The organism is Acidovorax sp. FG60 (genome assembly GCF_057808995.1).
Window position 1 is genome coordinate 126,792 of the sequence record NZ_JBMDJC010000012.1, and the last position, 19,882, is coordinate 146,673.

The following is a 19,882-nucleotide window of genomic DNA, read 5'->3' on the forward strand; positions in this document are numbered from 1 at the left end:
CCGGGGCACACCCGCGTCGATCAGTGCGCTACCAGCAGCTGCACAAACATCTGCACCTTGGCATGGCATTCGGCGCTGATCGAGGTGAACTCCAAGCCCGCCACCCACTCGTCGCCTTCCTGCTTGAGGGTGATGACGCGCGCGTAAACATCAGCCACGCGGTAGTCCACCAGCGGCAGCTCAAACTCCAGCTTGATCTCGCTGTGCGGCTCCAGCGGCTCGATCAGCTCCACCAGCAGGCCGTGGTAGCCAATGTCGCGGATGGCACCGTGCACGATGTGGGGCACCACGATCTTGTCCTGCATGCGCTGGCACAGGCAGGGCAGGCGCGCATCCACACGGTGGCTGCGGCGAAACTCCTGGCGCGGCACCTTGAGCTTTTGAGAAGGGATGGCGATCAGCTCGCGGAGGCTCACGGGCTGCGTGCGGCCCTTGACGTAGACCTGCATGGGGGCAGACGCCGACACCAGACCCCAGCAGCGCTGGTACGTCGTGTCGCTGATGAGCACCTGGCCGCGCAGGCTCAGTGCCTCAATGCGCGAGGCCAGGTTGACGGCCTCGCCGATCACGGTGTATTCGGAATACACGTCCGAGCCAAAACGCCCCGCCATCACCGTGCCCGTGTTCACGCCAATGCCCAGGAAGACCTCGGGCAGCCGCTCGCGCAGGTGGGCGAGGTTCAGCTCGCGCATTGCCATCTGCATCTCCACGGCACACAACAGCGCGCGATCCACATCGTCCTCGCGCGCCACAGGCGCACCGAACAGCACCATGATCGAGTCGCCCATGAACTTGTCGATGCTGCCCTGGTACTTGAACACAACTTCAGACAACCGCGACAGGCAGCGGTTGAGCGCCGCAATCACCACCGACGCCGGTTGCGAGCCCGACAGAGCGGTGAACCCGCGCAGGTCGGCCAGCAGGATGGTGACCTCGCGCGGGGCCACAGACCGGTCATCGGTGGCGGCACCTTCCGGGCCGTCGCCCTGGCGCAGGATGGCAGCCATCTCGGCGAGGGCTTCTTCGCGCAGCGGCGCGCCGGTCTCGCGCTCGATCAGCGTCTGCAGGCGGCGCACCGCATCGTGGTGGAATTCTTTGTGCATGGCGCGGGGGAGGTGGGGGAGTTCGTTGGTATAGGGGGCATCGCCGGCCCCTGCCAGCCAGAATAGGCGCCGCCCACCGGCTGGTCAACCGGTGAAAACACCCCGGGCCGTGCGGCGGAAGCTGACTTGGTATGCCCCATCGCCCCTGCTGGGAGCGGGCCAGGGGAGAGGGGGGCACCGAGCCCCAGAGCGCCCCCTCTCCCCAGCCCTCTCCCGCGAGGGGAGAGGGAGAAAGACCCAGCGCTGCGGGTGATGGAGGGTGAGGCGGCGGCCCCACGGCGCGATGGACTGGAGCGAAAAATTCAAGCTTTTTTGGCCTCTATCGCACGACCATCAAGCCTATATTGCTATCGAACTAATAGCATCTAAAGTATTCACCCGCCCGGGGCCCGCAGCGTCGCCCGGCACCACCATCTGATCGATCACGCCAAACGGCGCGGGCTGGCCCTGCTCGTCCAGCGCCACCATGCGCACCCGCTCGCCAAAGCGCAGAAACGGCGTGTGCGGCGCGCCGTCGGCCAGCGCCTCGACCATGCGGCGCTCGGCGATGCAGGACGAGCCCACGGCCACATCCGCATTCGACACGGTGCCCGAGCCAATCAGGGTGCCTGCCGACAGCCTGCGCGTGCGCGCTGCATGGGCGATCAGCTGGCCGAAGTCAAAGTGCATGGCGCCGCCGTGCGGGTGGCCAAACCATTCGCCGTTGCGCTGCGTCTGCAGCCGCAGGTGCACGCGGCCGCCGTTCCACGCTGCGCCCAGTTCGTCGGGCGTGATGGCGATGGGCGCGAATGCGGTGGACGGCTTGGCCTGCACAAAGCCGAAGCCGCTTTTGGCCTCGCGCGGGCCGAAGGCACGCAGGCTCCAGTCGTTGATGAGCACGATGAGGCGCACATGCTGCAGCGCCTCTTCGGCGGTGACGCCCAGGGGGGTTTCGCTGAGCACCACGCCAAACTCGCCCTCAAAGTCGATCTGGTCGGCTTCGGACGGCAGGGCCACATCGTCGTGCGGACCCAGAAAGTCGTCGGCCGCGCCCTGGTACATGAGCGGGATGGTGTCGAAGTCGGCCACCGGCGGCACCTTGAACGCGCGCTCCATGAGGTGGCCGTGGTTCAGAAAGGCCGAGCCGTCCAGCCACTGCCAGGTGCGTGGCAGCGGTGCCAAACACTGGCGCGCATCAAAGGGCATGGCGCCCGGGGCGGCGGTCGCGTTCACGGTGCGGGCCAGGTCGTGCAGAGCGGGCTCCACCACAGTCCAGCGCTCCAGGGCATCGAGCAACGTGGGGGCCACGGGGCTGGCATCGATGCAACGGCGGGCATCGGCCGACACCACTACCAGGTGGCCGTCGCGCTGGCCGTTTCGCAGTGTCGCAAGTTTCATGGCGTCGCCCCGGTAGCGGGTTGCAGCGGCAGCACGGGGTCGAAGATCGCCACGGCCCGCGTCCAGCCTGCCGAGGCGCCGCGCACCTTGACCGGAAAGCACGCAATATAGAAGCCGCTGGCGGGCAGCGCCTCCAGGTTGTGCAGTTTTTCCAGATGGCAATAGCCAATGTCGCGCCCGGCCTTGTGGCCCTCCCAGATCAGCGATGCGTCGCCGCTTTCGGCATAGCGCTGTGCGGTGTAGGCGAAGGGGGCGTCCCAGCTCCAAGCGTCGGTGCCGGTCAGGCGCACGCCGCGCTCCAGCAGGTACATGGTGGCCTCGTAGCCCATGCCGCAACCCGCGCGCGTGTAGCCCGCCGTGCCGTAGGCGCTGCCAGCGCGGGTGTTGACCACCACGATCTGCAGCGGCTGCAGCGTGTGGCCGATGCGTGTCAGCTCCGCTTCCACGTCTGCAGCCTGCACCACGTAGCCGTCAGGCAGGTGGCGAAAGTCCAGCTTCACGCCGGGCTGGAAGCACCAGTTCAGGTCCACCTCGTCGATGGACAGCGCGCGCTGGCCGCCGTCCATGGTGGAGGCGAAGTGGTATGGCGCGTCCAGGTGGGTGCCGTTGTGGGTGTTGAGCTGCACGTCCTCCACAGCCCAGGATTCGCCGTCGGGCAGGTCTTCCTTCTGCAGGCCCGGAAAAAACTGCGCCAGGTCCGCAAAGCTCATCTGGTGGTCGATGTAGTTGATGCGCGGGCCCAGGCCCGGCGGGTCGGAGACAACATCGTTTTCAAGGTGCATCGAGATATCGACGATGCGGCGCGCAGGTGTGGCGAGCGTGGTGGTCATGGCGGGGTCGGGTGGAAAGGTCGAAACAAGGCGATCAGGATTCGGCCGTGAAGCCGGTCTGCTTGATGAGGCCGCGCCACTGGTCGGCATCGGCCTTGAGCATCTGCGCCAACTGGGCGGCGGTGGAGGGTTTGACCTCCAGGCCGTACTGCTTTCCGTAGTCCACCACCTCGGGCTGGCTCAATGCGGCCTGCAGGGCATCGGATGCGCGCTTGATGGTCTCGGGCGTCGCCTTGCCAGGCAGAAAGAAGCCGTACCACTCGCTGACCTTGAGGGGGTAGCCCAACTCCGTCAGCGTGGGCACCTGCGGCAGGAACGGCGAGCGCTTGCTGCCCGCAATGGCCAGCACGCGCAGCTTGCCGCCCTTGCCATGCTGCAGGTAGTCGCCAATCGGCCCCCAGAACGCAGGGATCTGCCCGCCCAGCAGGTCTTGCATGCCGGGCACCGTGCCCCGGTAGGCGATATGGCGCATGTCGATCTTGCTGAACTGCCCCAGCAGCACGCCCACCATGTGCGGCATGGAGCCCGCACCGGGGCTGCCGTAGTTGGCGCTGCCGGGGTTGGCGCGCATCCAGTCCAGCAGGTCGGCCAGCGTGCGCACGCTGTCGGGCACACCGGGGCCCACGGCCAGGCCGTGGTCGAACATGGCGCCCAGTGACACGGGCGCCACATCGTCCAGCGTGTAGCGCAGCTTGGGGTAGGTGTAGGGGTAGATGGACAGCATGGACGACGGCGTGATGAGCAGGCTGGTGCCATCGGCCGGGCTGTCGCGCAGGTTGAGGATGCCGATCTGCCCGCCTGCGCCGGGTTTGTTGTCCACCACCAAGGACGCTGCGTAGTGGCCGCGCATGCGGTCGCCCACACGGCGCGCCAGCGCATCGGCCGTCCCCCCGGCCGGAAAGCCCGAGATGATGCGCGCCATGTCGGGCATGGCGTCTTTGCCCGCCTGCGCCCAGGCGACAGGAGCACCGCCCAGGGTGGGCAGCAGGGCAGCAGAAAGCTGGGTAAAACGGCGGCGGGTGAACATGGTGTCTGTCTCCGGTTGGAATGGATGGAAGTTGCAGCGACACCCCGCAAGCCAGATCTGACAGGGTCTGCAGCGGGTGGCATGAAAAAATTATACGAACGTACAAATTGAAATCGACTGGGGTTTGTACGAGTGTTCAATTAATTTATACAACCGTATAAACCAGCCTATGCCCAAATCCCGATCCACCCCCCAGACTGCGGCCACCGTGCCCGCCACCCCTGCCGCGAAAGCCCCGGCGCGCACGCGTGCTGCGGCCCGCAGCGCCACCAGCGAAGAAGCGCTGGCGCCCAATCGCCAGGCCAACATCCTGCAGGCGGCCGAACGGCTGTTTGCCACGCGTGGTTTTCATGGCGTGTCGATCCGCGACATTGCCGACGAAGCCGGTGTGCCGCTGGCGCTGGTGGGCTACTACTACGGACCCAAGCTGTCGCTGTACCACGCCATCTTTCGCGCGCATGCGGGCTACATCGATGTGCGCCTCAAGTCGCTGGCCGACGCCCAGCAGAAGGCACCGCCCGGCCAGTTGCTGGACGAAATCGTCAAGGCCTTCGTGCTGCCCGTGCTGGAGGTGGCCCGCCAGCCTGCGGGCCACCACTTTCTGCGCCTGCTGTCGCGCGGCATGAACGACCACCTGGAAGAAGACGAGCCCATCATCCGCGAGCTGTTCGACCCCCTGGCCCATGCGTTCATCGATGCCATTGCCGCCGCCCTGCCCCAGGCTACGCGCAGCCAGGCCGCGTGGTGTTACCAGTTCGCACTGGGGGCCCTGCTGCACCATGTGAACGACCAGCGCATCGAGCGCCTGTCGTACGGCCAGAACCAGCCGGGCGACGAGGCTGCAGCGGGGCCACTGCTGGTGCGTTTCATCGCGCAAGGCATGCGTGGCGCCTGTGAAGGCCAGGTGCACTGACGCCGAACCGCTGACACGCCCACCCCTACCACTCGCACTGCCGCGCGAGCGCCGCATGCCAGGCACAGCCACGCCCATTTTTCTGGTCCCTGCCCACCGCCACCCCAGGTGGCTGGGGCCCTGCGCTGCCGCCCCACCCTGGGCATCGGCACGCCAGACCGGCACACCCTAGCCGCACCGCTTTCGGCGCACACAACGCGCTGACGCCTTTCCCCGTTGAACTGCGTTTTCGGAACAGCCCTGGCTGCGCCGTGGACCGGTTCGCCCTCCGCTTGCCCCTCACCCATCGAAAGACGCCATGAAACCTCGCACCTCCCCCACGCCCCACCTCTTCCACCCTCGGGCCCGTCGGCGCTGGACACGCGCCCTAGGCACCGCTGCAGCCCTGTCTGCCACCACCCTCGCCGCGCAGGCACAGCCAGCATCCGGCCCCGGACTGCAGCTGTATGGCCTGGTCGATGCCGCCGTGGGCCGCTTTGCGGGCCCCGCCGCCGGCATCAACGCGCAGGACCGCGCCGTGACCAAACTGGACGGTGGCGGCATGTCCACCAGCCACTGGGGCGTGCGCGGCACCGAAGACCTGGGCGGCGGGCTGTCGGCGCAGTTCGAGCTGTCGTCCTTTGTGCGCAACGACTCCGGCGCCACCGGTCGCAGCGACGCGCTGCCCGCGCCCGTGAATGTGGCGGCCGACCCGGTGTTCTCGCGCGCCGCCTGGGTGGGTGTGTCGCACCGCGATTGGGGCCGCGTGCGGCTGGGCAACGTCACATCGCTGCTGTTCCTGAATTCCATCACCTCCAACGCGTTTGGCGACTCCACCGTGCTGGGGCCGCTGAACCTGGTCACCTTCATCGGCAGCCCGCTCACGGGTGGCACGGCATGGACCAACTCGGTGGTGTATGACAGCCCCAACATTGCGGGCTTCAATGCCTCGGTGGCACATGCCATCTCTGAAGGCCAGGGCGGCGGCAACAGCGCGGCCCGGCTGGCCTATGCCCAAGGCCCGTGGGCCGCATCGCTGGCGTGGCAGAGCGTGAAGAAGAACCCCGGTACCTTTGCCGACGGCACCTCGCCCAACGACACACGCGCCTGGCAACTGGCGGCGTCGTACGACTTCGAGGTGGTCAAGCTGTTTGCCCACCTGGGCCGCATCGACAACCGGGGCACGGCCGCTGCGCCGCTCAACCTGTCGTATCGGGTGTGGGATGTGAGCGCCGCTGTGCCCGTGGGTGCAGGCCGTGTGCTGGCGGGCTACGCGGTGCGCCGCACCAGCGACACCGTGGGCCCCGTGCCTGCCACGGTGGCGGGCGGCAATGTGGAGCGCAAGGTGTTCACCCTGGGGTATGACTATTTCCTGTCCAAGCGCACGGACCTGTATGCCATGGTGATGCGCGACAGCACCCAGACCCGCACACTGCCTGCGCCGCCGTCTGTAGTCAGCGCACAGGGCACCGGCTTTGCGGTGGGGGTGCGCCACCGGTTTTGATCCGTTTTTCAGAAAGGTTTACGGAGAGTCCCAAGGTTGGGGCGCCTTTGGGCGCCCCTTTTTTATCGAGCGCCGCTCCCGCTCCCCGCGGGTCCACGATTCACTCCGCCCCCACCGCCTGCCGCAGCACACACACAAACTCCCCCGCCGCTTCGTCGTAATCCCAGCGCGCGGCATAGCGGGCCCAGCCCCCCACGGCGGCGCCTGAGGCTTCTACCGTCAGCACCACCAGGCTGTTGGGGCTGCCGTGGCGCAGGCGGTGCGATACCGCCGTGCCCGCGCGGCAGGCCCACAGGCCCGGCAGGGGCTGCAACACGCTGGGTTCATGCACGTGGCCTGACAGCAGCATATGGGCACCCGCCGCGCGCCAGCGTTGCAACGCTTCGTCCGCCCGGTGGGGCCGGTGCGCGCGGTCGGCGGCGTCGCGGGACACCAGGGGGTGGTGGCTGGCCACGATGCGCCAGGCATCCGGCGGGGCGCGCGCCAGCAGCATGGCCACATGATCGATCTGCGCCGACGACAGGCTGCCCCGCTCGTGCCGCCAGGGCCGGGTGGTGTTCACTCCCACCACATAAAAGGCGCCCATCTGCCGCACGGGCTCCTGATCGATGCCGAACTGGTGGGCATAGCGCTCGTAGGCGCGGCCCCAGCGCATCCACCAGGCAAACAGCGGCAGGTCGTGGTTGCCAGCCAGCACCAGGGTAGAGCGGGCATGCAGGCCTTTGACAAATCGCGCGGCCTGCTCAAACTGCACAGCGGTGGCGCGCTGCGTAAGGTCGCCGGACACCACCACCATCGCCACGCCCAGCCGCTGCGCCAGCCGTTGGGCCGCCGCACACACCGCAGGATCGTGTGCACCAAAGTGCAGATCCGAGAGGTGCATCAAAACGGTCATCGGTGCTTTCAGGCCAATGTCATGCAGGCATGAGACCGGGCACCGACGCGGGTTCTGGCGCTGCAACTGGAGCACCCTGGGTCTCGCCCTCCTGCTCATCATCACGCACCAAGGTGGTGGGCGCCACCAGCCACAGCGGGCGCTCGCTCAGGCGGAAATGCAGGGGCGGCACCATCCATTCGCGCTCGCCATCAAACGCCAGCTTGACTTGCGGTGGGCGCCAACTGGCGGGGGTGACGGTCAGCTCGGTACAGGCCATGCTGACCACGGCATTGTCTTTGTGCAGCTGCCCCGTGGCCGCGTTCCACACGGTGCGCGCTATGGCCCAGCGGCCTTGGGGCTTGAGCATGACCACGGCCAGCTTGCCGCCGTCGGCCACTGTTTGCGCCTGCGGCAGGCCCATGCGGTCGAGCTGCAAAGGGTTGTTGCCCACAAACAGCGTGGTGACCAGATGCTCCTCTTGCTGCGCCTGGGCACCACGGTCGGTCTTCATCACTACGCGCCAGCGGCGGCCCGCCGAGGGGCGGAACATGCTCCATACCGCAGCCGCCACGGCCACCCAGCGCTTTCGACCAAAGCGGCGCGAGGCCATTTCGCGGTCGGCCAGCATCTTGGGGTACAGGCCCACACTGGCGTTGACCACAAACATGCGCCGGTTGACAAAACCGACCTGCACCGGGCGCAGGTCGCCGTTGCGCAGCGCCTGCAGCAGGTCTTGCACGGCGGTTTCGGGGTCCAGCGCCAAGCCGTGTTCGCGGCTGAAGTAGTTGAACGTGCCCATGGGCACCACCCCCAGTGGCACCCCCGCCAGCAGCGCCGCCGAGGCCACGGCGTTGATGGTGCCGTCACCCCCTGCCGCCACCACCAGCCCGCCATCGGCCAGCGCAGCCTGCGCGGCATCGCGCGCCAGCTGCACGATGTCGCCGCGCTGGTCGGGCACATGCCAGACCACGTCGTGCTCCTGCAAGGCGGGCACGCCTTCCAGCTTGGCGCGCAGCAGGTCCAGGTCGGCCCCGGGGCGCTTGGGCACCACCAGGTGGATGGGCCCGTGGGGACGGACAGGATGGGGATGCTCGGAAGGGGTCATGGTTCGACGGCTGCGTCAGGAGGCAACGCCTGGAGCGTCGGGCACGGATTGTGCCCGGGAGCCCCCTGCAGCCATCCTGAATTGTGTAATGCGGTGACCTGAATGATCGCCCCGCCGCGCCCCTGCCGCAGCCAGCAGCTGCGCCCTTGCCCTGTCAGAGTTTGCCGACAGACGCCCCATGGCAAGGGGGCATACACCTTCGCTGTGGCGGGGTGTAGGGAACTCGGTTACAACGCCCGGCTCCCTCATATTGACTTCCAAAACAAAACGCAGAAAGCCACCAGCACCCGATGACGATAGCGACACTCACGACCCCGATGGACCTTGCCGCGCCGGGGGGCGCTGCTGGCGCGCTACCCCATGGAATGGTGGGTGGCAGGCATGGTGGCCTCGGCCTTGGTGGGCGCGCTGGCCTTGGTCGGCTTACGCACCGCGCAGCACCACAGCCCGCCGCTGCGCAGGTTTTTGCCCGCGCAGGCGTATGGGGTGGTGCTGGCCGCCATGGGCGCCAGCGCATTTGCACTGGTGCTGGCGGGCGCCACGATGGCCGAACTGGCCGAAAGCTGGAGCGAGGGCGGCCGTTGGGGAACGCTGGACGATGCCATTGCGCAAGGACTGCGCACGCACGCCGACACGGCCGTGCTGCAGTGGTTTGCGGTGCTAACGCACCTGGGCGATTCGTGGGTGCTGGCCGGGTGCACCGTGGTGGTGGCGGTGCTGCTGTGGGCGCGCCAGCAGCGCCTACTGGCCACCGGCTGGCTGGTGGCCCTGGCCGGCAATGGTGCACTGACCAAGATCCTGAAAAAACTTTTCGAACGCGTGCGGCCGGAACACGAACATGGCATTGCACAGGCCCACGGTTTCAGCTTTCCGAGCGGGCACAGCAGCGCGTCGATGGCGGCCTTCGCCATGCTGGCCTACCTGGCCACCCGCCTGCTGCCAAGGCCCTGGCACCTGCCTGCGGTGCTGGCAGCGGGCGCGCTCACCTTCACCACTGGCTGGAGCCGCGTGGTGCTGCAGGTGCACTACGCCAGCGATGTGCTGGCGGGCTGGCTGCTGGCGGGCACCTGGGTGCTGTGCACGGTGCTGATCATGGAGAGTGTGTCGCGCTGGCGTGGTTCACAAAACCGCCTGGTGCAGGCCTGAGCGTCTGTCGCCTTCATTCAGATGGCGACCAGATTGCGAATTCCCTTGGCTTCCATCTCGCTGCCCGGGCCGCGCGCAATCACTTCGCCGCGCTCCATCACCAGGTAGTCGTCGGCCAGCTCCTGCGCGAAGTCGTAGTACTGCTCGCACAGCAGGATGGCCATTTCACCCTTGTCGGCCAGCATGCGAATGACGCGGCCGATGTCTTTGATGATGCTGGGCTGGATGCCTTCGGTGGGCTCGTCGAGGATCAGCAAACGCGGGCCGGGGGCCAGGGCACGGGCGATGGCCAGCTGCTGCTGTTGCCCGCCGGATAGGTCACCACCCCGGCGCTTGAGCATCTGCTTGAGCACGGGAAACAGCTCGTACAGGTGCGGGGGCACGGGCGTGGAGCCGCTTTTGTAGGCCAGGCCCATGCGCAGGTTTTCTTCTACCGTGAGGCGGCCGAAGATCTCGCGGCCTTGGGGGACGAAGCCGATGCCTGCTCTCGCCCGGTCATAGGGAGTGGTTTTGTCGATGGGTTTGCCATCGAACGTGATGCCCCCGCTTTTGATGGGGACCAGGCCCATGAGGCTTTTGAGCAGCGTGGTTTTGCCGACGCCGTTGCGGCCTAGCAGGACGGTGACTTTGCCGGCCTGGGCGGTGAGGCTCACGTCGCGCAGGATGTGGGAGCCGCCGTAGTACTGGTTGATATTTTGGACGGTGAGCATGGTGGTTTTGAGTGTTTTTGGCCTCTAGCGCTTTTCCTTCAAGCGCAAGCAGCTATTGTTTTTATAGTATTGGACATCCCCTGCCCATTCGGGCTGAGCTTGTCGAAGCCCTCCGCTGATCGATCCCCATGCCTTTGCCAAGGGCGGGAGCCGGGGTGTGCGCCCGGCGGCGCAGTAACTTTCTCTTGTGTCGCCAAAAGAAAGTCACCAAAGAGAAGGCGACCCTACACGCTGCGTCCCTTCGCTTCGCTGCGGGCAACCTGCGGTGCTCGCGTCCAGCGGGGTCTCGCTCGAACTCGCTCCACTGCGTTGCGCTCAGACAATCGCGAGCCCTGATCCGCTGGCCGCTGCGCTCCTCGGCGCATCCTGAAGGGAACCCGGGGAGCGGACATCCATTCGGGCCATTGCTTCGCTCGGCCCAGTTTGCGCAGCGCGTGGCGCTTGCGCCCGCGAGGTGAGGCCGAGCGAAGCAAAGGCCCGTGTGGCTGTTCGGCTGTTGGATGTTCGGGTGCCCAACCCCCTGCTGGCTGCGCCTGCGGCGGGGCGGTTGCGGGGTGGCATGGGCGTCGGAGCGCCCATGCTTCGTGATCTGACTCGCCGTGGTTGTCCGAGCGGCGCGCCGCAGGCGCGCAGCGAGTTCTGCGGCGCACCCCGCGACCGCCCAGACGCAGGTTTGCCCCTTCGCAACGCGAAGGGTTCGCAGACTGGGGGTCGCCTTTCTTTTGCTTACTTTTCTTTGGCGAAGCAAAGAAAAGTGAGTCGCCCGCCGGGGCGATAACCCGGCTTCCGCCTTCAACACAAGCGCGCTTTTCAAACCAGCACGCCCAGGCTTCGACAGGCTCAGCCCGAACGGATAGCGGACGTTCTCAAGACCAAAGGAACCAGAGCGGCAAAGCACCATCACCGCCCCAAATAAACCTCAATCACCCGCTCATCCGCCTGCACCTGGTCCAGCGTCCCCTGCGCCAGCACAGACCCATCGCACAACACCGTCACGATCTCCGAAATGGTGCGAATGAAAGACATGTCGTGCTCTACCACCATCAGCGAATGCTTGCCCTTGAGTGTCAAAAACAGCTCCGCAGTGCGCGCGGTTTCCTCATCCGTCATCCCCGCCACCGGCTCATCCAGCAACAACAACTTGGGGTCCTGCATCAGCAGCATGCCAATCTCGAGCCACTGCTTTTGCCCATGACTCAGGTTCCCCGCCATGCGCGCCACGCTGTCTGCCAGATGAATCGTGTGCAGGATCTCGGCCAGCCGGTCCGACTGCATTGAGTCGAGACGGAAGAACATGCTCGACGTCACGCCCTTGTGCGTCTTCAAGGCCAGTTCCAGGTTCTCGAACACACTGAGCTGCTCAAACACCGTGGGCTTCTGAAACTTGCGGCCGATCCCCAGGCTAGCGATCTCCGGCTCGTTGTGGCGCAGCAGGTCGATGGTCGAGCCGAAATACACCGTGCCGCTGTCCGGCCGCGTCTTGCCGGTGATGATGTCCATCATCGTCGTCTTGCCCGCACCATTGGGGCCGATGATGCAGCGCAGCTCGCCGGGTGCGATGTCCAGGCTCAGGTTATTGATGGCTTTGAAGCCGTCAAAGCTTACGTTCACATCTTCCAGGTACAGGATGCGGCCGTGGGTGATATCCACCTCGCCGGGCGTGGCGATGCGCGAGAAGCCTGCAGTGCGGCCACCGGATTCGGTCTGGCCCAGCGCAGCAGGTGCCAGCCGGGCCTGAATGCGCCGCGCGCCTTCGTCCATCAGATCAGGCGTCATGGCGCGGCTCCTTCGGTCTTCTTGTTGTTGTTCTTCTTCAACTTCTTCACCAGGCCCACCACACCATCGGGCAGGAACAGCGTGACGGCGATGAACAGCGCGCCCAGAAAGTACAGCCAGAACTCTGGCGCCGTCACGGTGAGCCAGCTCTTGGCACCGTTGACGATGAACGCCCCCACGATGGGCCCGATCAGCGTGGCGCGGCCACCCACTGCAGCCCACACTGCGATCTCGATGGAGTTGGCGGCGCTCATCTCGCCGGGGTTGATGATGCCGACCTGGGGCACATACAGAGCGCCCGCCACGCCGCACATCATGGCGCTGATGGTCCAGATGGTGAGCTTGTAGGGCAGCGGCGAGTAGCCCGAGAACATGACGCGCGTTTCGGCATCGCGCACCGCCTGCAGCACGCGGCCAAACTTGCTGCGCACCAGCCAGCGGGCCAGCAAAAAGAACACCAGCAACGTCACGCCCGTGAGCACGAACAGCGTCATGCGCATGTTCTGTGTGGCCAGGGGCATGCCCAGAATGCGCTTGAAGTCGGTAAAGCCGTTATTCCCGCCAAAGCCCGTCTCGTTGCGAAAGAACAGCAGCATGGCCGCATAGGTCATGGCCTGGGTGATGATGGAGAAATACACACCCTTGATGCGCGAGCGGAAGGCGAAGTAGCCGAACACAAACGCGATCACGCCGGGCACCGCCACGATGAGGATTAAGGTGGCCACAAAGCTGTCGGACAGCGCCCAGTGCCAGGGCAGCTCCTTCCAGTCGAGGAACACCATGAAGTCGGGCAGGTCGCTCTTGTAGTTGCCGTCGCGGCCGATCTGGCGCATGAGATACATGCCCATCACATAGCCACCCAAAGCGAAGAACAGGCCGTGGCCCAGGCTCAGGATGCCGGTGTAGCCCCAGATCAAGTCCATGGCGAGTGCGCAGATGGCGTAGCACATGATCTTGCCGAGCAGCGCCACGGCGTAGTCGCTGAGGTGGAATGCGCTGCCTGCGGGCACCCACAGATTGAGTACGGGCGCCACGGCGCACACCACGATGAGCGCCACGATAAAGGCTGACCAGCCGCTGCGGGTAAGCAGCGGTGCCGGAGCAGGAAGTTGGATAGGAGATGGCGTAGTCATATCAGTCTGTCTCTATCGGCCTCAATCGGCCGTACGCCCCTTGACCGCAAAGATGCCCTGCGGTCGCTTCTGGATGAAGATGATGATGAATACCAGCACGGCGATCTTGGCCAGCACGGCGCCCGTCCAGCCTTCGAGGAACTTGTTGAGCACACCCAGACCCAGCGCGGCATACACGGTGCCAGCCAGCTGGCCCACACCGCCCAGCACCACCACCATGAACGAGTCCACGATGTAGCTCTGCCCCAGGTCGGGCCCCACGTTGCCCACCTGGCTCAGCGCGCAGCCCGCCAGGCCCGCGATGCCCGAGCCCAGTGCAAACGCATAGGTATCGACGCGCGCCGTGTTCACGCCCATGCACGAGGCAATGGGCCGGTTCTGCGTAACACCGCGCACAAACAGGCCAAGGCGCGTTTTGCTGATGAGGAAGGCCACACCGGCCAGCACCGCCAGCGCGAAGGCGACGATGATCACGCGGTTCCAGGGCAGCTGCAGGTTTTCCATGAGCTGCACGCCGCCGCTCATCCACGCGGGGTTTTCCACGCCCACGTTTTGCGCACCGAACACGGTGCGCACCAGCTGCTGCAGCATCAGGCTGATGCCCCAGGTGGCCAGCAACGTCTCCAGCGGGCGGCCATACAAGAAGCGGATCACGCTGCGCTCCAGCACCGCGCCCATCAGGGCCGAAGCCATGAATGCCACCGGCACGGCCGCGACCAGGTACCAGTCGAACGCACCCGGAAAGTACCGCTGGAACACACCCTGCATCACATAGGTGGCATAGGCGCCGATCATCATCAGCTCGCCGTGGGCCATGTTGATCACACCCATCAGCCCGTAGGTAATGGCCAGGCCCAGCGCCACCAGCAGCAGGATGGAGCCCAGGCTGATGCCGGTGAACAGCGCGGCCAGTTTTTCGCCCCACTGCAGGCGGCCTTCCACAGCGGTCAGCGCGGCCTGGATGGCGGCTTTGACCTGAGGATCCTGTTCATTGCGCAGCTGCTCCAGCAGCACGGTGCGCGTGCCGGGGTTGCCGCTGGTGGCCAGATACTGCGCGGCCTTCAGGCGCTGCGACGCGTCGCTGCCGGCCAGCAGGATGCGCGCGCGGATGGCTTCAAGGCGGGCTTGCAGGGCAACGTCCTTCTCGGCGGCAAGGGCCTTCTCGATGAGGGGCAGACGCGCCTCGTCGGTCTCTTCGCGCAGCGCGTCGATGGCGGTGCGGCGCTGGGCCACATCGGGCGACAGCAGTTGCAGCGAAGCCAGCGCTGCGTCGAACTCGCCCCGCATGCGGTTGTTGTTGACGATGTCTTCGGCATCGTCGGGCACAGGCACCTCGGCGCCACTCACCGGGTCGTAGCCCTTTTCGTCCTTCATGACGATGGCCTTGTCGCCTGCGATCTTGACGGCGTCTTCGCCCATCGCGCGGATGAAGGCCAGCGTGGCGTCGTCGGGGGTGGCAATGGCCTGCTGCAGCGCGGCGATGCGCTCGTCGGTATCGCCGCTGGCCATGGCCCGCGCCGCCTCGGCCGTGAGTGCGTGCGCCTGCACGGCTGCACACAGCAGCAGGCAGGCGATCAGGCGGTGAAAGAAAGAGGCAAACATGAGAGGGCCGGTAGGTCAAATAGAAACAGGCCTGTGCAGCGCGCAGGGCCAAGACCAGGGCCGCCGCGCAAGGGCCGCCCCGCCGCGCTGGCGGCGTCCCCCCTCCCACGCACAAGCGTGAGAGAGGGGGTGAAGGCGCGAAGCGCCTCAGGGGGGTGTCACAGCTTCGACTTGCCGTCCGGCTCGTCCTTCTTCTTGTCGTTGCCTTCGATGTACGGGCTCCATGGCTTGGCCTTCACAGGACCAGGCGTCTTCCACACCACGTTGAACTGGCCATCGGCCTTGATCTCGCCGATGAACACGCTCTTGTGCAAGTGGTGGTTCTTCTCGTCCATCTTGCTGACGATGCCCGACGGTGCCTTGAAGGTCTGGCCAGCCATGGCGGCAATCACCTTGTCGGTGTCGGTGCTCTTGGCCTTGGTCACGGCCTGGGCCCACATGTTGATACCGATGTAGGTAGCTTCCATCGGGTCGTTGGTGAGCGGCTTGTCTTTGTGGCCGGCAATGCCCTTGGCCTTGGCGTAGTCGCTCCACTTCTTGATGAACTCGGTGTTGGCGGGGCTCTTGATGGACTGGAAGTAGTTCCAGGCGGCCAGGTGGCCCACCAGCGGCTTGGTGTCCACGCCGCGCAGTTCTTCCTCGCCCACCGAGAAGGCGACCACAGGCACGTCCTTGGCCTTCAGGCCTGCGTTGCCCAGTTCCTTGTAGAAGGGCACGTTAGAGTCGCCGTTGATGGTGGAGACCACCGCCGTCTTGCCGCCCTGGCTGAACTTCTTGATGTCGGCCACGATGGTCTGGTAGTCAGAGTGGCCGAACGGGGTGTACTTCTCGTCGATGTCGGAATCCTTCACGCCCTTGGACTTGAGGTAGGCGCGCAGGATCTTGTTGGTGGTGCGGGGGTAGACGTAGTCGGTGCCCAACAGCACCCAGCGCTTGGCGCTGCCGCCGTCCTTGCTCATCAGGTAGTCCACCGCAGGGATGGCTTGCTGGTTGGGCGCGGCGCCGGTGTAGAACACGTTCTTGGACAGTTCTTCACCCTCGTACTGCACGGGGTAGAACAGCAGGCCGTTCATTTCTTCAACCACGGGCAGCACCGACTTGCGCGACACCGAGGTCCAGCAGCCGAAGATGACCGAGACCTTGTCCTGGCCGAGCAGCTGCTTGGTTTTTTCGGCAAACAGGGGCCAGTTGGAGGCCGGGTCCACCACCACGGGTTCGAGCTTCTTGCCCAGCACGCCGCCCTTGGCGTTGATCTCGTCGATGGCCATGAGCACAGTGTCTTTCAACACGGTCTCGGAGATGGCCATGGTGCCCGACAGGCTGTGCAGGATGCCGACCTTGATCGTGTCCTGGGCGTGGGCTGGCAGCGCAGACAGGCCAGCGAGCGTAGCGACGGCCGCAAGGGCCTTGAGGGAATAACGACGTTGCATGTGTGCTTCTCCGGTGGTGGTTTCAATCAATCAAACCGCTTCGCTCGGCGGTCCCTTGCGGGGCCCTGGGTGATCGAGCGATGGAATGGATTCTGGAGAGCGGGGCCTGCTTGGGAAATACGCCGGGTGGCGTACACGGCGGCACGGCTGCATAGGTAAATGGCCGGGTCAATCACGTTGTGTCGGGTAGGCGAAACGCTATGCATTTAATAGCTTTTGGCGCTTTATGGATAAGCGCTAGAGGCCGAAAACACTCAAAATCTGCGGCAATCCCGGTGGTGGAGAAACGCCCCTCGGATTTACGATGGGCGGCTAAGGCCCCAATAAGGAATGAACCCATGGTGAAACGACGCACAGTGCTCCTCGGCGGCGCCGCAACAGCGGGCGCGCTGGTCATTGGCTGGGGCGTGATGCCGCCGCGCCAGCGCCTGCACGCGTCCGACCCGCTGCCGCAGACCCGCGGACAGGCCGCGTTGAACGGCTGGGTCAAAGTGGGGGCCGACAACACCGTGACGGTGATGATGGCCAAGTCCGAAATGGGCCAGGGCGCACACACGGGCCTGGCCGCCATCCTGGCCGAAGAGCTGGACGCCGACTGGGCGCAGGTGCGGCTGGAGATGACGCCCATCGACGATATCTACAACAACCTCGCCACGGTGGTGGACGGCCTGCCGTTTCACCCCGACAACGACGGCTCGATGAAGGCCGTGGCCGGCTGGCTGACGGCCAAGACCATGCGCGAGGTGGGCGTGATGATGACGGGCGGATCGAGCAGCATCAAAGACCTGTGGCTGCCCATGCGCGAAGCTGGCGCCCATGCGCGTGCGATGCTGATCCGCGCTGCCGCTGCGCAGTGGGGCGTGCAGGCGACCGAGTGCACGGCCAACGCAGGCTGGGTAGAACACTCTGCAGGGCAGCGCGCCACCTTTGGCGAACTGGCCGCCCTGGCCGCGCAGCAGCCCATGCCGGGCAAGGTCACGCTGAAAGAGCCCGCGCAGTTCAAGCTGATCGGCAAGCCGCTCACGCGCATCGAGGCGCCGTCCAAACTCGATGGAACGGCCGTGTTCGGCATCGACGCCAACCCGCCCGGCCTGCTGCACGCCTGTCTCGTGATGTGCCCCACACGCGGCGGCAAGGTGGCCCGCTTTGATGCAGCCGCCGCCCAGAAGCTGCCCGGCGTGAAACACGTGCTCGAAGTGGCGCCCCACCACGGCGGCACGGGCGGCGTGGCCGTGATTGCCGACACGCCGTGGCACGCCAAAAAGGCCGCCGCCGCAGTCACCGTGGAATGGGACCACGGCCCCGCCGCCACCTTGTCGAGCGAAACCGTGATGGCGCGACTGGCCCAGGCGCTGGACCAGGCCAAAGGCTTTGGCTACCACAGCGCGGGCGATGTGGACGCGGCCATGCAAGGCGCTGCGACCACCATCACCGCCGACTACCGCGCGCCCTACCTGGCCCACGCCGCGCTGGAGCCGATCAACTGCACGGTGCAGTTCAAAGACGGCGCTGCCACCGTGTGGACATCCACCCAGGTGCCGGGCCTGGCGCGCCGCGCGGCGGCCAAGGCGCTCGGCATCGACGACAAAAAAGTGACCGTGCACCAGCTGCTGCTGGGTGGCGGCTTTGGCCGCAGGCTGGAGGCCGACTACGTGGCCCAGGCCGCCGCCATAGCCAAGGCCGCCGGGGGTGCGCCGGTGCAAACGCTGTGGAGCCGCGAGCAGGACACGCAGCACGACTTCTACCGCCCGGCCTGCATGGCCCGCTTCAAGGCGGGGTTTGACGCGCAGGGCCAGCTGGTGGCTTGGCACAACGTGTCGGTGGGCCAGGCCATCGTGCCGCAGGTGCTGGTGCGCACCTTTGGCCTCGCAGGCGCAGGGCCGGACAAGACCACGTCCGAAGGCGCGTTCGACCAGCCCTACGAATGGCCCCATGCGCGCATTGCGCACGAGATCGTCGACCTGCCGCTGCCGGTCGGCTTCTGGCGCTCGGTCGGGCACTCGCACCAGGCGTTTTTCAAGGAAAGTTTTGTGGACGAGGCCGCAGCAGCGGCCAAGCAGGACCCGGTGGCGTTTCGCGCCGCACTGCTGCAAAAGCACCCGCGCCATCTGAAGGTGCTGCAAAAGGCGGCCGAGCTGGCGGACTGGGGAAAACCGCTGGCACCGGGTGCAGCGGGCGAGAAGCGTGCGCGCGGTGTGGCACTGCACCAGTCGTTCGGCTCCATCGTGGCGCAGGTGGCCGAGGTGTCGGTGGGGGCGGACAAGGCCATCCGCGTGCACCGCGTGGTGTGCGTTGTCGACTGCGGCGCGGCCATCAACCCCAACCTGATTGCGCAGCAGATGGAAAGCGGCGTGGTGTTTGGGCTCACGGCGGCGCTGTATGGCGAGATCACCCTGAAGGACGGGCAGGTGCAGCAGAGTAATTTTCACGACGTGCCGCTGCTGCGCATGGCCGACTGCCCGCGGGTGGAGACCCACATCATCGACAGCGCCGAGCCGCCCGAGGGCGTGGGCGAGCCCGGCGTGCCGCCCATTGCGCCTGCGGTGGCCAACGCCCTCTTCGCACTCACCGGCCAGCGCCTGCGCGCCCTGCCCCTGAAGCTGGCCTGAATCGATTCAAGGAACCACCATGTCCACCACCCTGCGCATCAACGGCAAAGCCATCGCCGTCACCGCCGAACCCGACACCCCGTTGCTGTGGGTGCTGCGCGGCGAGCTTCACATGAACGGCACCAAGTTTGGCTGCGGCATGGCGCTGTGCGGCGCCTGCACCGTGCATCTGAACGGCGAGCCCGTGCGCGCCTGCATCACGCCCCTGTCGGCCGTGGGCGATGCCGACATCACGACCATTGAGGGGCTACAAGGCCCCGAGGCCACCGCCCTGCGCAGCGCGTGGACGGTGCTGGACGTGGCGCAATGTGGCTACTGCCAGAGCGGGCAGCTCATGTCGGCCTGCGCGCTGCTCAAGAAAAACCCCAAGCCCAGCGATGCGGACATTGATGCGGCAATGGGGGGCAATGCGTGCCGGTGCGGGACGTATCCGAGGATTCGGGCGGCGATTCATCAGGCGGCTGAGGGGCGGGGTTGATTTTTGGTTGTTTCTGCCGCTGGCGCTTGTCCATAAAGCGCTTATAGCTATTATTTTTGTAGCATATCCCAGGCTGTCGGCCATTCGGGCTGAGTTTGTCAGGGTCTGATCGGTTCATCTGCCCATTCGGGCTGAGCTTGTCGAAGCCCTCCGCTGATCGATCCCCATGCCTTTGCAGAGGGCGGAGGCCGGGGTGTGCGCCCGGCGGCGCAGTAACTTTCTCTTGCCTCGCCAAGAGAAAGTCACCAAAGAGAAGGCGACCCTACACGCTGCGTCCCTTCGC

The 19,882-nt window shown here is 66.0% G+C and carries 16 protein-coding genes; 5 read left to right on the forward strand and 11 right to left on the reverse strand.

The genetic code is table 11. From position 1 onward, the window contains the following. Nucleotides 1-20: 20 nt before the first annotated feature. The 4 genes from ACODS0_RS18455 to ACODS0_RS18470 all read right to left on the reverse strand — a co-directional run bounded on the left by ACODS0_RS18455 (nt 21) and on the right by ACODS0_RS18470 (nt 4,337). Nucleotides 21-1,103 (reverse strand): adenylate/guanylate cyclase domain-containing protein, encoded by a 1,083-nt coding sequence (locus ACODS0_RS18455; RefSeq protein ID WP_488836311.1) that lies wholly within the window; start codon nt 1,101-1,103, stop codon nt 21-23. A gap of 339 nt (nt 1,104-1,442) precedes the next feature. Beyond that, entirely contained in the window at nt 1,443-2,480 is a 1,038-nt protein-coding gene (locus ACODS0_RS18460; protein WP_488836313.1) for a fumarylacetoacetate hydrolase family protein, read from the reverse strand. Beyond that, nucleotides 2,477-3,310, reverse strand: coding sequence for a cyclase family protein (locus ACODS0_RS18465; RefSeq protein WP_488836315.1), 834 nt, complete (start codon nt 3,308-3,310; stop codon nt 2,477-2,479). Before ACODS0_RS18465 ends, ACODS0_RS18460 begins: the two co-directional genes overlap by 4 nt. A 34-nt stretch (nt 3,311-3,344) precedes the next feature. Beyond that, nucleotides 3,345-4,337, reverse strand: a complete 993-nt coding sequence (locus tag ACODS0_RS18470) for a tripartite tricarboxylate transporter substrate-binding protein (protein WP_488836317.1) — start codon at nt 4,335-4,337, stop codon at nt 3,345-3,347. A 169-nt stretch (nt 4,338-4,506) separates the two neighbouring features. Here ACODS0_RS18470 and ACODS0_RS18475 point away from each other — a divergent pair, with 169 nt between their 5' ends. Together ACODS0_RS18475 and ACODS0_RS18480 are read left to right on the forward strand one after the other, a co-directional pair. Beyond that, nucleotides 4,507-5,250: a TetR/AcrR family transcriptional regulator gene (locus ACODS0_RS18475; RefSeq protein ID WP_488836319.1), complete on the forward strand. Its 744-nt coding sequence runs from the start codon at nt 4,507-4,509 to the stop codon at nt 5,248-5,250. A 298-nt stretch (nt 5,251-5,548) separates the two neighbouring features. Further along, nucleotides 5,549-6,733: a porin gene (locus ACODS0_RS18480; protein ID WP_488836321.1), complete on the forward strand. Its 1,185-nt coding sequence runs from the start codon at nt 5,549-5,551 to the stop codon at nt 6,731-6,733. A gap of 100 nt (nt 6,734-6,833) precedes the next feature. Here ACODS0_RS18480 and ACODS0_RS18485 read toward each other — a convergent pair whose 3' ends face one another. Beyond that, a complete protein-coding gene (locus ACODS0_RS18485) occupies nt 6,834-7,628 on the reverse strand; it encodes a metallophosphoesterase family protein (RefSeq protein WP_488836323.1) in 795 nt (264 codons plus the stop codon). A gap of 19 nt (nt 7,629-7,647) precedes the next feature. Beyond that, entirely contained in the window at nt 7,648-8,715 is a 1,068-nt protein-coding gene (locus ACODS0_RS18490) for a diacylglycerol/lipid kinase family protein (protein ID WP_488836325.1), read from the reverse strand. Between the two features lie 324 nt (nt 8,716-9,039). On the opposite strand from ACODS0_RS18490, the gene ACODS0_RS18495 reads away from it, so the two are divergent. Then, nucleotides 9,040-9,861, forward strand: coding sequence for a phosphatase PAP2 family protein (locus tag ACODS0_RS18495; protein ID WP_488836327.1), 822 nt, complete (start codon nt 9,040-9,042; stop codon nt 9,859-9,861). 17 nt (nt 9,862-9,878) lie between these two features. Here the strand turns inward: ACODS0_RS18495 and urtE are convergent, their stop codons facing one another. The 5 genes from urtE to urtA all read right to left on the reverse strand — a co-directional run bounded on the left by urtE (nt 9,879) and on the right by urtA (nt 16,512). Further along, nucleotides 9,879-10,571 (reverse strand): urea ABC transporter ATP-binding subunit UrtE, encoded by a 693-nt coding sequence (urtE, locus tag ACODS0_RS18500; protein ID WP_055398987.1) that lies wholly within the window; start codon nt 10,569-10,571, stop codon nt 9,879-9,881. A gap of 900 nt (nt 10,572-11,471) precedes the next feature. Beyond that, entirely contained in the window at nt 11,472-12,347 is an 876-nt protein-coding gene (gene urtD, locus ACODS0_RS18505) for an urea ABC transporter ATP-binding protein UrtD (protein ID WP_488836330.1), read from the reverse strand. Then, nucleotides 12,344-13,480 (reverse strand): urea ABC transporter permease subunit UrtC, encoded by a 1,137-nt coding sequence (urtC, locus tag ACODS0_RS18510; RefSeq protein ID WP_121422540.1) that lies wholly within the window; start codon nt 13,478-13,480, stop codon nt 12,344-12,346. Before urtC ends, urtD begins: the two co-directional genes overlap by 4 nt. A 21-nt stretch (nt 13,481-13,501) precedes the next feature. Beyond that, nucleotides 13,502-15,082: an urea ABC transporter permease subunit UrtB gene (gene urtB, locus ACODS0_RS18515; protein WP_488836332.1), complete on the reverse strand. Its 1,581-nt coding sequence runs from the start codon at nt 15,080-15,082 to the stop codon at nt 13,502-13,504. 158 nt (nt 15,083-15,240) lie between these two features. Beyond that, complete coding sequence (gene urtA / locus ACODS0_RS18520; RefSeq protein WP_121423059.1) at nt 15,241-16,512, reverse strand: urea ABC transporter substrate-binding protein; 1,272 nt, start codon at nt 16,510-16,512, stop codon at nt 15,241-15,243. 338 nt (nt 16,513-16,850) lie between these two features. Between urtA and ACODS0_RS18525 the strand changes: the two genes are divergently transcribed. Together ACODS0_RS18525 and ACODS0_RS18530 are read left to right on the forward strand one after the other, a co-directional pair. After that, nucleotides 16,851-19,121, forward strand: a complete 2,271-nt coding sequence (locus ACODS0_RS18525; protein ID WP_488836334.1) for a xanthine dehydrogenase family protein molybdopterin-binding subunit — start codon at nt 16,851-16,853, stop codon at nt 19,119-19,121. Nucleotides 19,122-19,140: 19 nt separating this feature from the next. Beyond that, nucleotides 19,141-19,599 (forward strand): (2Fe-2S)-binding protein, encoded by a 459-nt coding sequence (locus ACODS0_RS18530; RefSeq protein WP_488836336.1) that lies wholly within the window; start codon nt 19,141-19,143, stop codon nt 19,597-19,599. Nucleotides 19,600-19,882: the final 283 nt, after the last annotated feature.